This is a genomic window from Tautonia sociabilis, from assembly GCF_003977685.1.
GTDB classification, from domain to species: Bacteria; Planctomycetota; Planctomycetia; order Isosphaerales; family Isosphaeraceae; genus Tautonia; species Tautonia sociabilis.
On the sequence record NZ_RYZH01000009.1, the window covers coordinates 142,083 to 156,262 of the forward strand.

10 protein-coding genes are annotated in these 14,180 nt (G+C 71.3%); 6 read left to right on the top strand and 4 right to left on the bottom strand.

From position 1 onward, the window contains the following. Nucleotides 1–5: 5 nt before the first annotated feature. Nucleotides 6–1,259, bottom strand: a complete 1,254-nt coding sequence (locus tag TsocGM_RS06755) for a competence/damage-inducible protein A (protein WP_126724542.1) — start codon at nt 1,257–1,259, stop codon at nt 6–8. A gap of 342 nt (nt 1,260–1,601) precedes the next feature. Between TsocGM_RS06755 and TsocGM_RS06760 the strand changes: the two genes are divergently transcribed. Further along, entirely contained in the window at nt 1,602–2,204 is a 603-nt protein-coding gene (locus tag TsocGM_RS06760) for an HNH endonuclease (protein WP_126724543.1), read from the top strand. 191 nt (nt 2,205–2,395) lie between these two features. Continuing rightward, entirely contained in the window at nt 2,396–3,370 is a 975-nt protein-coding gene (locus tag TsocGM_RS06765) for an NAD-dependent epimerase/dehydratase family protein (RefSeq protein ID WP_126724544.1), read from the top strand. Between the two features lie 42 nt (nt 3,371–3,412). Here the strand turns inward: TsocGM_RS06765 and leuS are convergent, their stop codons facing one another. Beyond that, on the bottom strand, nt 3,413–6,310 hold the full coding sequence (gene leuS, locus TsocGM_RS06770) for a leucine--tRNA ligase (protein ID WP_126724545.1): 2,898 nt from the start codon (nt 6,308–6,310) through the stop codon (nt 3,413–3,415). Between the two features lie 442 nt (nt 6,311–6,752). On the opposite strand from leuS, the gene TsocGM_RS06775 reads away from it, so the two are divergent. The 3 genes from TsocGM_RS06775 to TsocGM_RS06785 all read left to right on the top strand — a co-directional run bounded on the left by TsocGM_RS06775 (nt 6,753) and on the right by TsocGM_RS06785 (nt 9,827). After that, nucleotides 6,753–7,760, top strand: a complete 1,008-nt coding sequence (locus TsocGM_RS06775) for a peptidoglycan recognition protein family protein (protein ID WP_126724546.1) — start codon at nt 6,753–6,755, stop codon at nt 7,758–7,760. Nucleotides 7,761–8,202: 442 nt separating this feature from the next. After that, complete coding sequence (kdsB, locus tag TsocGM_RS06780) at nt 8,203–9,012, top strand: 3-deoxy-manno-octulosonate cytidylyltransferase (protein ID WP_126724547.1); 810 nt, start codon at nt 8,203–8,205, stop codon at nt 9,010–9,012. Nucleotides 9,013–9,041: 29 nt separating this feature from the next. After that, the gene (locus TsocGM_RS06785; protein ID WP_126724548.1) at nt 9,042–9,827 is read left to right on the top strand and encodes an alpha/beta hydrolase; all 786 of its coding nucleotides are present in this window, start codon (nt 9,042–9,044) and stop codon (nt 9,825–9,827) included. A gap of 47 nt (nt 9,828–9,874) precedes the next feature. On the opposite strand, the gene TsocGM_RS06790 is transcribed toward TsocGM_RS06785, so the two are convergent. Next, on the bottom strand, nt 9,875–11,509 hold the full coding sequence (locus TsocGM_RS06790; RefSeq protein ID WP_126724549.1) for an alkaline phosphatase family protein: 1,635 nt from the start codon (nt 11,507–11,509) through the stop codon (nt 9,875–9,877). A 201-nt stretch (nt 11,510–11,710) separates the two neighbouring features. Next, entirely contained in the window at nt 11,711–12,427 is a 717-nt protein-coding gene (locus tag TsocGM_RS06795) for a class I SAM-dependent methyltransferase (protein WP_126724550.1), read from the bottom strand. Nucleotides 12,428–12,763: 336 nt separating this feature from the next. On the opposite strand from TsocGM_RS06795, the gene TsocGM_RS06800 reads away from it, so the two are divergent. Then, nucleotides 12,764–13,870, top strand: a complete 1,107-nt coding sequence (locus TsocGM_RS06800; protein ID WP_233578478.1) for an FAD:protein FMN transferase — start codon at nt 12,764–12,766, stop codon at nt 13,868–13,870. Nucleotides 13,871–14,180 lie beyond the last annotated feature (310 nt).

Below are 14,180 nucleotides of genomic sequence, written 5' to 3' on the forward strand. Positions count from 1 at the left end.
CGAGATCAGGGCAGCTTGCCGAGCAGGGCCAGGCGGGCCCAGTTCATGGCGTGCTTCGAGGCCCGGCTCTGGATGACGGTGCGGGGCTGCTCGGGGCCCAACTCCAGGCGTCGGGAGCGGGCGCCGGAGGCGTCGGCCAGGCCGAGATAGACCAGGCCGACGGGCTTCTCGGGAGAGCCCCCGGTCGGGCCGGCGACCCCGGTCACGGCCAGCCCCAGGTCGGCCCCGAGGCGGCGGCGAACCCCCTCGGCCATCGCCTCGGCGACCTCGGGGCTGACGGCCCCCCGGGCGGCGATCAGGTCGTCGGGCACGCCGAGCAGTTCGGACTTGGCCTCGTTCGCGTACGAGACGACCCCGCCGGGGAAGACCGGGCTGACGCCGTCGATCCGGGTGATCCGGTGGGCGATCAGGCCCCCGGTGCAGGACTCGGCCACGGCGATCGTCTTGCCGGTCGAGCGCAGGGCGGCCACAAGCCCCTCGGCCACGTCGTCGGTCCCCTCGCCGACGATCAGGTCGGCGAAGCGCTCGTAGATGATGGCGGCGGTGGGCTCGATCCGGGCGAGGGCCTCGGCCTCGTCGGCCCCCTCGGCTCGGATCCGAAAGCTGATGGTCCCGTCGGAGGCGGTGATGCCCACCTCGGGAACGCGGCCTCGGGCGGTGAGGTCGGGGGCCCTGGCCTCGACCTCCGACTCGCCGAGGCCGAACAGGTTGATCGTCCGACCCACCACCACCCGGCCGGCCAGGCCGGCGGCCTTCAGGCGGGGGACGAGCTCCTGGTCGAACATCGCCTTCAGCTCTCGGGGAACGCCCGGCAGGCAGGCGACCCTCGCGCGATCGACCTTCATCCAGATGCCGGGGGCGGTGCCCGTCGGGTTGGGAAGGATGGAGGCCCCCTCGGGAATGAGGGCCTGGATGCGGTTGCGGTCGGGCATAGGGCGGTTGCGGCGGGCGAAGAGGGCCTCGATCATCCCGAGGGCCTCGTCGTCCTGCACCAGGCCGACGCCGGCGGCCTTCGCCAGCGCGTCTCGGGTCAGGTCGTCCTGGGTCGGGCCGAGGCCTCCGGAGGAGACGACCAGCTCCGATCGGCCGGCGGCGGCCCGGAAGGCGGCGATGTTGTCCTCCAGATCATCCCCCAGCACGGTGGTGAACCGCACCGGCAGCCCCAGCCCGGCCAGCCGGGAGCAGAGCCACTGGCCGTTGGTGTCCAGCTTCTCGCCACTGGTCAGCTCGCTTCCGACGATCAGGAGCTCGGCTCGCATGGGGGCGCTCGGGCGGTCCGGAGGGGCGTCGGGTCGGGCCCCTGGGGTGCATTCATGAACTTTTCGCAATCGCTCCGACGTGCGGCCGGACCCGGAATTCCGAGGAAATCCGGGCGGTCCGGGTGCGAACCGGTCCCGAAGCCGGCCGTGTCCGCCGTGCAGGAGGTTGCGGAGCGGAGCGTGAGTCGTGTCATAATAGTAGGGCGACCCCCCACGGGTCGACCGCCATCCGTCCGCGTCCGCGTCCGCCCAGCCTCGGGAGCGTCGAGCCCCCCGATCGGGCTCGACCGAGTTCGGCCCTCATGAACCCGGTCCCGCCGCGTCGGGGGAGGCCCACCCGCGATGAGCGTCGCTGTCCTCGATCGCCCGACCCTGGTCCTGAACCGGAACTGGCAGCCGGTCAACGTGGCCTCGGTCTCCAGGGCGCTGGTGATGCTGTGGAACGAGTCGGCCCGGGTCGTCGACCCCGACGATTTCCGACTCTACGACTGGGCCGACTGGGCCCGGCTGAAACCAAGAGACGACGAGCCGTTCATCCAGGCCGTCACGTTTCGCATGCGCGTGCCGGAGGTGGTTTCCCTGACCCACTACGACCGCTACCGCGAGTCGACCGTCACCTTCAGCCGCCGCAACATCTTCAAACGCGACCACTCCACCTGCCAGTACTGCGGCGGCCGGCCCGGCTCCTCGGAGCTAACCATCGACCACGTGCTGCCGAGGTCGCAGGGGGGCGTGTCGTCCTGGGAAAACTGCGTGCTGGCCTGCGTCTCCTGCAACTCGCGCAAGGCCAACCGGACCCCCGAGCAGGCGCACATGAAGCTCCGCAAGAAGCCCGTTCGGCCCGAGTGGAAGCCGATGTACGCCTACTCCACCATGCGGATCGAGAGCTGGTCCCGCTTCATCAGCGAGGCCTACTGGAACGTGGCGCTGGACGAGGGGGAGTAAGGCCCCTCGCCTCCTTCCTGCCCGCACCGCACCGCCCCGCACCGCCCCGCACCGCGCCGCACTCCACCGCCCCCCGGGGGCCCATTGATTGGCCCCCGGGGATCGCCCGAGGCCCGACGGCCGGGGTAGACTGGAGCAATCGGCCGATCGCCGACCGATCGCCCTCCTCCCCGACCCCGGCCCGATCCGACATGAGATACCTCGTCACCGGAGGCGCCGGCTTCATCGGCAGCCACCTCTGCGAGCGCCTGCTCGACGATGGCTCCGAGGTGCTGGCGCTGGACGACCTGAGCACCGGCCGCTTCGCCAACGTCGCCCACCTGGAGGGCCGCCCGGGATTCGAGCTCCGGGTGGCGAGCGTCACCCAGCCGGAGGTGGTCGAGGCCTGCGTGCTTGAATGCGGGGCGGTCTTCCACCTGGCCAGCGCCGTCGGCGTCCGCCTGGTGGTGGACGAGCCGGTGAAGACGATCGAGACGATCGTCAACGGAACCGACGTCGTGCTCCGGTGTTGTGCCCGATATCGTCGGCCGATGCTGCTGACCTCGACGAGCGAGGTCTACGGCAAGAGCGACCGCATCCCCTTCCGGGAGGACGACGATGTCGTCCTCGGCCCCACCACGACCCGGCGCTGGGCGTATGCCGGGGCGAAGATGCTCGACGAGTTTCTCGCGCTGGCCCACTGGCACGAGGCGAGGCTGCCGGTCGTCGTCGCCCGGCTGTTCAACACCGTCGGCCCCCGGCAAACCGGCCGATACGGCATGGTCATCCCCCGGTTCGTCCAGCAGGGGATGGCCGGCGAGCCGATCACCGTCTACGGCGACGGCCGCCAGACGCGCTGCTTCGCCCATGTGCTCGACGTGGTCGACGCCCTGGTCCGGCTGATCCACCACCCGGACGCCCGGGGGCAGGTCTTCAACGTTGGCAACGGCGAGGAAGTCTCGATCCTGCAACTGGCCGAGCGCGTCCGAGACCTGACCGGCGGCCGGAGCGCGATCCGCACCATCCCCTACGACGAGGCCTACACCTCCGGCTTCGAGGACATGGTCCGCCGCGTCCCCAGCCTGGACAAGATCCGACGGCTGATCGGCTACGAGCCGACCCGGGGGCTGGACCAGATCCTCGCCGACGTGTTCGACGAGGCTCGAGGAGCGGGCGGGGGCTCGTGACTCCCCGGCCCGCCCGCCTCCCTCGGGGAGGGAAGGTCGAGGTCAGCCGGCGACGACGAAGTTGATCAGCTTGCCGGGGCGGACGATCACCTTGCGGACTTCCTTGCCCTCGATCGCGGCGGCGATCTTCTCGTCGGCCCGGGCGATGGCCTCGACCTCGGCCTCGGTCGCCTCGGCGGGAACGAGGATTCGGCCCTTGAGCTTGCCGTTGACCTGGACGGGGATCTCGACCTCGGCGTCGACCAGCAGGGCCGGGTCATACGATGGCCAGGGCTCGTAGGCAAGCGTCTCGTCGTGGCCGAGCACCTGCCAGAGTTCCTCGGCCAGGTGGGGGGCCATCGGCGAGAGCAGCAGGGTGAACGCCTCCATCGCGGCCTTCGGGCGGACGTCTCGGCCGGTGAAGACGTTGACGAACTCCATGAGCTTGCTGATGGCGGTGTTGAAACGCATCCCCTCGAGGTCGTCCGTCACCCCGGCGATCGTCCGGGCGACGACCTTGGCGGCGTCGGCGTCGAGGGGAACGTCCTGGACCTGGGGGGAGAGGGTCACCTCGTCGGCCCGGTCGTCGACGATCATCCGCCAGGCCCGGCCGAGGAAGCGGTAGACGCCCTCGACCCCCTTCATGCTCCAGGGCTTGGTGGCCTCGAGCGGGCCCATGAACATCTCGTAGAGGCGGAGGCTGTCGGCCCCGTAGTCGGCGATGACCTCATCGGGGTTGATGACGTTGCCCCGGCTCTTGGACATCTTGTGGGCTCGGGCGTCGACCCGGATCGCCTCGTCCTCGACGAGCACGAAGCCCTCGCCCTTCTTCACCACGCGGTCCTCGGGCAACTTGACCGGAGAGACCGGCCGGGCCTCCCCCCTGCCCTCCCGGGAGACGAATCCCCCCCCTTCCCGCTCCTGGACGATCGCGGCCGAGACCCAGCGGCCCTGCTCATCCTGATAGGCGGTGTACTCGGTCTCGCCGAGGATCATCCCCTGGTTGACGAGCCGCTGGAACGGCTCGGCCGTGGAGACGAGGCCGCGGTCGAACAGCACCTTGTGCCAGAATCGGGAATAGAGCAGGTGGAGCACCGCGTGCTCGGCACCGCCGACATACAGGTCGACGGGCATCCAGTAGCGTTCCTTCTCGGGATCCCAGGGGTGTTCGGAGTTCTTCGGGTCGATGTAGCGGAGGTAGTACCAGCACGAGCCGGCCCACTGGGGCATCGTGTTGGTTTCTCGGACGTAGGCGTCGGAGTAGTTCACCCAGTCGGCCGCCTTGGCGAGGGGGGGCTCGGGCTTCCCCGACGAGGAGGGCTTGAAGTCGTCCATCTCGGGGAGGCGGACGGGGAGCTCCGAGACGTCGACGGCCCGGGGCCTCTCCTCCCGGTCGAGGAGGATCGGGAACGGCTCTCCCCAGTAGCGCTGGCGGCTGAAGAGCCAGTCGCGGAGCTTGTAGTTGACGGTCTTGCGGCCGAGGCGGTTGGCGGCGAGCCACTTGATCATGGCGGCCTTGGCGTCGGGCGTGCTCTTGCCGTCGAGGACGAGCTCCGGGTTCCGGGAATTGTAGGCGATGCCCTCCTCGCAGAACGCCTCGGGGAAGGAGCCGGGGTCGCGGTCGTAGGAGGCCCGGGGGTCGGCGGTCCCCTCGGGGGCATGGGCGGCGAGCCAGGAGTCGGTCGGGGAGACGACGGGGCGGATCGGCAGGCCGAAGGTCTTGGCGAACTCGAAGTCGCGTTCGTCGTGGGCGGGCACGGCCATGATGGCGCCGGTGCCGTAGCCCATCAGGACGTAGTCGGCGATCCAGACGGGTACGGGCTCGCCGTTGGCGGGGTTGACGGCGAAGCCGCCGGTCCAGACGCCGGTCTTGGTCTTGGCGAGGTCGGTGCGGTCGAGGTCGCTCTTGCCCGCGGCCTGGCGGCGGTACTCGTCGACGGCGGCCCGCTGCTCGGGGGTGGTGATGCGGTCGACGAGCGGGTGCTCGGGGGCGAGCACCATATAGGTGGCCCCGAAAAGGGTGTCGGGCCGGGTGGTGTAGACCCGGATCACGTCCCCCGGGATCTCCTCGGGCCAGGGGGACGCCTGGCGGGCCTGTCGCCAGTTGTCGAAGTCGTGTTCGATCTTGATCTTGAAGTCGACCTCGGCCCCTTCCGAGCGGCCGACCCAGTTGCGCTGCATGTCCTTGATGGCGCGGGGCCAGTCGACCAGCTCCAGGTCTTCGATCAGGCGGTCGCCGTAGGCGGTGATCCGCAGCATCCACTGCTTCAGCGGCATGCGGACAACCGGGTGGTTGCCGCGTTCCGACTTGCCGTCGATGACCTCCTCATTCGCGAGCACCGTCCCCAGGGCCGGGCACCAGTTGACGGGGACCTCGGCCCGGTAGGCGAGGCGCTTCGAGTCGCGGTAGGCGTCCGGGTCGGCGCAGCCCTCGGGGATGGGCAGCTCGGCGATGGGGCGGCCCTTGCCGGTGCGAGGGCGCCCCTCGGCGTCGGTCCACTTGAAGGAGGGGTCGTACCAGGTGTCGAAGAGCTGGAGGAAGATCCACTGGGTCCACTTGTAGTAGTCGGGGTCGGTGGTATCGATCTCCCGGGACCAGTCGTAGGAGAAGCCGAGGGCCTTGATCTGCCTCCGGAACGTATCGATGTTCTTCTGGGTGGTGATTCGGGGGTGGGTGCCGGTCTGAATGGCGTACTGCTCGGCGGGCAGGCCGAAGGCGTCCCAGCCCATCGGGTGCAGGACGTTGTAGCCGCGCATCCGCTTGTAGCGGCAGAGGATGTCGGTGGCGGTGTACCCCTCCGGGTGGCCGACGTGCAGGCCGGCCCCGGAAGGGTAGGGGAACATGTCGAGGATGTAGAGCTTGGGCTTGTCCGGGACGAGGTCGGCGACGCGGAAGGTCTGGCGAGACTCCCAGTACTGCTGCCACTTCGTCTCGATGCGCTGGGGGTGGTAGGCCGGCATCGACCTGCGGTCTCCTCGTCGGTCGGCGGACGTCTTCGGCCGGGGTCGCGTCGCTCGGGTTGCGCCGGTCGGCCCGATCCTCGGGGGGGGGGGGGGGGCGGAGAGAAAAGCCGGATCTCTAAGGATACTCCCGATGCGGCTCCGACGCCAGCGAAGCCGGGCGCGACTGCGCGCACGAAGACGACTGCGCGGGCCGCAATGATAATGCGACCCTAGCCCTTGCAAGGGTTACAGGGGATCCCGGCAAATCTTTCCCGGGACTTGAGCCATTTTTCGGGAATCCGGCGCGGATCGGCCGTCCCGTCGTCCCATCGGCGTGTAGACTTGAGACGAATCCGAGGAGGACGGCCCCGGACGGCCATCGACCTCGGCACCGCCCTTGCTCCTGACGACATCGCACCTCGCATCGCGGTCCGAATCGAGCCCAGAGTGGAGACGACTCATGGATGCCCGTTGGAACACCCTCCGAGCCCGCCGGCTGGCCAAGATGATGGTCGTCGGGCTGCTGATCGCCTCGGCCGCGGTGGCCGGCTGCAAGCACCGCCGGTCGGCTCTCCGACCGGTGTTCGTCGACCCCGAGCCGGTCCTGGTCGATCCGTCCCCCTCGTCGGCGACGGTGATCCCGACCGACCCGTCCGGCTCTGATTACGGGGTTTCGTCCTCGCCGTCGGCCGTCCCCTCGCCCGGCTACGAGGACACCTACGGCCCCTACGTCTCGCCCCCCGCCGGCCCAGCCGCCGAGCCGGAGCTGGAGCTGAAGCCGCTGGACGAGCCCCAGCCGCTCCCCCCCCTCGGCAACGGCGCCGGCTCCGGCGAGACGAAACCGTCCAACGTCGATCAGCCCCCGCTGATCAACTCCCCGTTGAACACCCCGATGAGCCGGAGAGAGTCCGGCCGAACCGCGACGCTTACCGCCTCTCGATCCGAGCTGCGGGCCCGAGTGCAGGCGATGGCCGACGATCCCCTCGACCTGGTGCAGCCTCCCAAGGCCGATCGGCCCTGGCGGTTCATCGTCCTGCACCACAGCGCCACGCCGACCGGAGGCTACGCCGCCATCGACCGCCAGCACCGCGAGCGGGCCGGCCTGGACGGCTGCAGCTACCACTTCGTGATCGGCAACGGCAGCGAGACCCCCGACGGCACGATCGAGGTCACCCGACGCTGGTCCGACCAGCGTCCCGGCGCCCACTGCCGGGAACCGAAGCAGTCCGGCGTGAACGAGTACGGCATCGGCATCTGCCTGGTCGGCGACCTCGACGCCACCGGCCCCACCCCGAAGCAGGTCGAAGCCGCCCGCGTCCTGGTCGCCTACCTCCAGGACCGCTACCTCATCCCCGCCGACCGCGTTGGCACTCACTCCGACTTCTCCGCCTCCCCCACCGTCTGCCCCGGCGACCACTTCCCCGCCGAGCAGATCCTCGGAAGGCCTGCCCTCGCCTCGACCCGATGAGCCTCGAGCCAATCGCGACGGCGCCCGATCGCTCCTCGATGATGGCGAATGACGGATGATCTTGCTCCGATGAACCAGGGATGACGCTCCCCGGGAGCCAGGACGGCCCCCCTCGCCATCCAGCCCTCGCCGACCTCCCCCTCCGCCCCGATCAACTCCCTCCCCCAATCCGACCGCCCACCGCCCACCGCCCTCCCCTCCGCCAACTCCCCCCGGCTCCCACCGCCGCCTCCTCACAAGGCCGCTCCTCCTCGGCCATCGGCCATCAGCCAGCTTGGCCATCCTCCGGCCCGACCGACCAAACGACCTTGACGCCCCTCCGCCTCCGGGGCTAGGGTGAGGCTCGGAGCGGTCGGCGATCTCCCCGAAGGTCGATCCGATCCGATCCGATCCCCGCCCGGGGGCCGGCCGCCCCGTCCGCCAGGGAAGGCGAGGTGCGAAGATGGCTGCCGACGCAGTCCGATCGGATCGGTCCTCCCCGTTCGACCGAGGCGGCTCGGTCGTCGCCGTGATTCCGGCTCGGTTCGCGTCGAGCCGGTTGCCGGGCAAGCCGCTGCTGGCCGAGACGGGCCGGCCGCTGATCCAGCATGTCGTCGAGGCGGCCCGGCGGTCGAGCAGGATCGACCGCGTGATCGTCGCCACCGACGACGTCCGCATCCTCGACACCGTCCAGCGGTTCGGGGGAGAGGCCGTACTCACCCGGGACGACCACCCCAGCGGCACCGACCGCGTGGCCGAGGTCGCCGCCATGCTTCCCTCGGCTCGGATCGTCGTGAACCTGCAAGGGGACGAGCCGGAGATCGAGCCCGAGGCGCTCGATCGCGTCGTCGAGCTGCTCGACGACGACCCCGGGGCCCCGATGGCCACGCTCTGCACGCCCATCCGGGACCGAGTGACGTACCTCGACCCCTCGTGCGTCAAGGTCGTGCTCGCCTCGGGGGGCCGAGCCCTCTACTTCTCCCGACGGCCGATCCCCTGCCACCGAGACGGCGAGCCCGACCCGGCGGTCGCGCCGCTGGCCCTGCTGCACCTGGGCCTGTATGCCTACCGCCGCGAGTTCCTGATGCGGTTGGCCACCCTGCCCCCCTCGCCGCTGGAGCGGGCCGAGCGGCTGGAGCAGCTTCGAGTGCTGGAGCTGGGCGAGCCGATCGCCGTCGGCGTCGTGCCGACCGCCGCGGCGGGCATCGACACGCCGGAGGACTACCGCCGCTTCCTCGATCGATGGCGGGCGCGCGGCGGCCGCGCCGCCTGACCCGATCCCCCCGCTCCGGTCCTGGTTGGATGAACCGTTCCCCGGATCTCGACGAGGACGTCGCACCCCCCCGGGCTTGCCTGGTGCTCCACGGGCTCGGCGGCGGACCCTACGAGGCCCGCCCGCTGATCGACGCCCTGCGGCAGGCCGGACTGACGGTCGAGGCGCCGGTCTACCCCGGCCACACCGGGCCAGGGCCGCACATGCCCCGATCGACCTGGCCGGAATGGTTCGAGGTCGCCCGGGACGCCTTCGACCGCCTGTCGGCCCGGCACGGGACGGTCGCCGTGGCCGGTTTCTCCACGGGGGGAACGCTCGCGTTGCACCTGGCGGCCGGGCGTCCCGTGGCCCGGCTGGCCCTGCTGGCGCCGTTCCTGGCCGTGAAGCACTACTGGTTCCTCGGGCCGAGGCTCGAGGTCTACCTGGAGACGGTCGGCCGCCTCCTGGAGCGGATCCCGCGCCGGGCTCCCACAATCGCCGATCGGGCCGTCCGGGCCGAGATCCGCCGGGAGCTCCCCTTCCGCTCCTTCAACCTGCACGCCGCGCGCAGCGCGGTCGAGCTGACCCGACTGGTCCGGGCCGAGGTGCCCCGCATCTCGACCCCGACCCTGGTCATCCAGTCCTCCCGGGATTCGGTCGTCGACCCCGCCGGCGCGCGTTGGCTCGAGGGGCACCTCGGCACCCCGGCCGCCGACCGCCTCCTCCTCTGGCTGGAGCGGTCCGATCACCTGCTGGCGCTGGACGTCGAGCGCGAGGCCGTCCTTGCCGCCGTGCTGGACTTCTTCGGCGTCGGGCGGGCGGCTCCCGGGGCCTGAGGACGCTCCCGACCCTCGGATCCGCGCTCCCCCCGTCGCGAAGCCGATTAGCCGAGGTAGCCCAGGTCGATCAGCCGCTGCTCGACGATCGCCTCGTCCTCGGGGTCGAAGTCGAAGCCGTGCGGCGGCCGGATGGCGCCGGCACGGTCGCCGGCATCGGAGCGGACCGATTTCGATCCGAGGCCGGGGAAAGGAACGCCCCGGATGTGATCGGGGATCGGCTCACCCAGCAGGGAGAGGACCGAGGGCGTCACGTCGCGCAAGGAGGCGTCGAGCGAGCGGTCGGGCCCGAATCCCGGGGCGGAGAGGGAGACGATCCCCTCGGGGCGGTGGGTGCCGGGCAGGGAGGGGTCGGCGGCAACCCAGGAGTGATCGGAGGTCAACTTGGTGCGGACCCAGTAGAAGCGGTCGGGCAGGGCGATCAGGTCGGGATAGCCGAATTCGCTCGGGTCGAGGCCGTAGTCGGCCCCCAGGTCGATGACCTTGGGAAAGAGCGGCTCGCCGGTCTCGGGGTGCTTCGCCGAGGCGAGAATCTCCCGAGTTTGCCGCCGGACCTCATCAACCTGCCTCGGGGTCGACGGCAAGGGCCCGCCCGGGGCGCCGTCCCGGGGGATGTAGACCATCGCGCCGCAGTCCTGGTGCGGGGCGAAGGCAACGGTGCGGGACCAGTCGAACGGGAAGCTCGCGGCGACCGAGGCGTGGAACGAGGCCCCCCGGGCCTTCGGGTCGCGCCGCTTGTCCCCCCAGAGGCGGAGGCGGTCGAGGGCCTGCGTCGCCCGCCGTCGCAGGCGGCCGGCGACGCCGGGAAGGCGGATGATGCCGTGATCGAGCAGGATCCGGTTGACGTGGATCCTCCCCCGGCAGGGGCCGAAGCCGTGGTCGCTGACGCAGAGGACGGCCGCTCCCCGGCGATCGGCCAGCTCGCAGAGCAGCCCAATCGCCTGGTCGAGCCCGCGCACGACGCTGGTGGCGGCCTCGTTCCAGGAATCGTGCTCGATCCCCGTCTCATCCACGTTCAGGTACCGCCAGGCGCGGTGCTGGAACGGGTCGAGGTTCTGGAACTGGACCAGCAGGGCCGACCAGTCGGGCACCATCCGGTCGGCCAGCAGCGCCCCCTCGGCCCGGCCGAGGAAGCCGGAGACGGTGGCCTCGGCGTTGGCTTTCAGCTCGTCGAGCGACTCGGGGACGCGCTTCCACTGGTAGTTCAACGAGTATCGGGGCGCCTCGCGACGCAGAGCCTCGGCGAAACCGGCCGGCACTCCCGAGAGGGCCGCCTCCAGATGCGGCGCGTCCATGCCGGAAACGACGACGCCCCTGACCTTCGGCGCCGGGTACGTCCCCGGCAGGTTCAGGCTGATGACCGACCGGCCGGCGCGGTCGAGCAACTGCCACAGGGTCGGCACCCGGAAGCGTCCGGAGTGGTTGACGCGCATCAGGCCGGCGGCCGGGTCATAGTAGCGGTGGTCGAAGATGCCATGGTCGGCCGGGTCGCAGCCGGTCTGCATCGTCGCCCAGGCGGCGGCGGTCATGGGGGGCTCGGTGGACCGGAGCGTCCCCCGGGCCGACCGGGAGATCAGGGCGTCGAGGTTCGGCATCGCCCCCCGGTCGCGCATCGGGTCGAGCACCGACCAGGTGGCGCCGTCGAGGCCGAGGATCAGGACACGGTCGGCGATGGCGGTCATGGCGATTCGATCCTCCTGGACCGGGCCGGCCCCCCATCGGGCCGGGCCGGCGATCGGCCCCGTCGTCCGTCCGTGCTCCCGGCTGCCGGCTCCCGGGGCTCGGATCGGAGACCAGCCTTCCCTGCGATGGAGCGTCCAGCCCGCCTCGCTTCGGAGAGGCCCGACTCGGGGGTCAGGCCGCCGGGCTCCCCGATCCTCCGCTCAGCCGGCGCGGGCGACGGCGTGCGCCTCGGCCGCGGTGCCGTCAATCGAGAAGCGGACGGCGTGCTCGTCCCGGATCTGGGCGCGCTCGGCTTTGGAGCGGTAGAGCATCGCGAGGCGGCGGCGGGCCTTCTCCAGCGGAGGGATGGCCGCCTCCCGGGCGTTGAGCCAGCAGCGGTAGGCGTCCGCCAGCCGCTCGGCACGCTCGACGGCGTCGGCCGGGGCCGGGTGCTTGATGCCGACCGACATCACCGTGTGCGGCGTCTTCACCGGCCCTTGCTGGCCGACGACCCGCAGGGCGTAGCACTCCAGCATCCGGCCCAGGCATGACGGGGTCATCCGCCAGTAATCATCCGGATAGCCGTGAATGCGGAAGTGGAAGGGGGAGGTCAGGATGAACAGCCCGCCGGGCTTGAGCACACGGTAGACCTCGTCGAAGGCGCGACGGACCTCGAAAACGTGCTCGAACGTCTCCAGGCAGATGACCGTGCCGGCCGACTCGTCGGCCAGGGTCATGGCGCTGACGTCCTCGACCCGGTCGACGCCGGGGCCCGACCGCATGTCGCAGCCGATGTAGGGCGTGCCCGGGAACAGCGAGCGGAGATCGGCGAAGCCCTCCTGCCCCTCGACCTGGTAGGCGCCAAATTCGACGATCGGCCCAGGGCAGTCGAAGGCCTCGGAAACGAGTCGGCAGAACGCCTTGTTGTGGTCTCGCATCGCTTCGCGTCTCCCTCCGTGGGCCGTCGGGCGGCCGATCCGGCGCCGCCCGGGATCCCCGCCTCCCGCGGGGAGATCGGGCGGCGACGATAGCCGAGGCTCCCGGAGCGGTCAATCGGAATGCGCCGCCCGGGGGGCCGAAGGGCCGGCCTCCCGGCGTCGGGCCGCGAACAGGCCCTTCCTTCCCGGCCCCAGATGAGGATAGAATGAATGGTGCCGTCTCGGCCTCGGCCCTCCGGGATCGATCGTCCCGGTCCCGGAAGCCTGTCGCGATCGGCCCCACCCTCCCCGCCTACCGTCCCCGATCGTGACCCGATCCGAGCAGCGAGGCCCGGAGTGTCCCGACCGCCGTCGAGCGTCAGCCGCCGCGACCTGTTCCGGTTCCGCCCGAGCCGCGGCGCCGAGGGGTCCGATCCGGCCGAGCCGCCGCCGGCGCTGGATCGCGTCAACGGCGGCGACCTGATCCTCGCCCGTCGGCCCGCGATGGGCTCCTACTTCGACGTCCGCATCCCCGCCCGCACCCCCGGCGCCGCGGCCCTCGCCCAGTCGGCGCTGGACCTGATCGACGCCATCGAACACCGGCTGACGATCTATCGGGACGATTCCGAGGTCAGCCTCGTCAACGCCTCCGCCCACGAACGGCCCGTGCCCGTCTCGGCCGAGCTGTTCGAGCTGATCGCGCTGGGCGTCCGGCTCGGCGAGCAGACCGAGGGGGCCTACGACGTCGCCTCGGGGGCGCTGAGCCTCGCCTGGGGGTTCATCCGGGGCCCGAAGCGGGTGCCGACGCCCGAGGAGCTGGCCGACGCCCGATCGCGATCGGGCCGGCACCGCCTCCGGCTCGATCCCGAGGCCCGCACCGTGGCGTTCGACCGCCCCGGGGTCGTCCTGAACTTCGGCGCCATCGGCAAGGGCTACGCGATCGACCGCGTTGCCGAGCTGATCAAGGGGTACTGGTTCCCGACCGGAGCCCTGGTCCACGGCGGGCAGTCGAGCCTGTACGCTATTGGCTCCCCCCCCGACCACTTCGGCGGGCGCTGGCAGATCCGGGTGGCCAACCCGTTCGACCCGGGCCGTCCCGTCGGCACCTTGCACCTGAGGAACCGGGGGCTGGCGACCTCCGGCAGCTCGATTCAGCGGTTCGAGGCCGGCGGCCGGGTCTACAGCCACCTGATCGACCCCCGCACCGGCCGGCCGATCGGCGAGGACTCCCCGGCGAGCGTGACGGTCCTCGCCCCGACCGCCGCCGAGGCCGACGCCCTGTCCACCGCCTTCTCCGTGCTCGGCCCCGAAGGGGCCGCCCCGATCCTCCGCGAGCGGTCGGACGTGGGCGCCCTGTTCGTCCTGCCGTCGGGGGACGGCGACCGGCCGGCGCTGGCGACGTTCAACCTCACCGACCGCGATTTCGCGGCCGACGCCCTCGATGGCGCGGCCGACTCCCCGTAAACTGTCGAAATCCCCCGGGCCCCGCCCGGCCCGGCCTCCCCGGTGCCCCCGAGCCGGTGCCGCCCCCCGATCGGACCAGCGAGTCAGGAAGGTCGACCATCATGGCCCCGCGAGCGTACTACCCCGGCTTCCTCGGCGCCCTGTTCCTCGTGCTGCTTCGGCTGTCGATCGGCTGGCACCTGTGGCACTGTCTCATCCGCCATCCTGTTGGGTTGACAGTTGTTGCGTCAATGCGGCGGGGTCGGCCTGCAGCAGCTCCCAGAAGTCGGCGGTCGGCAGCACCAGGCCCAGGACCTGGTAGGGGCAGCGG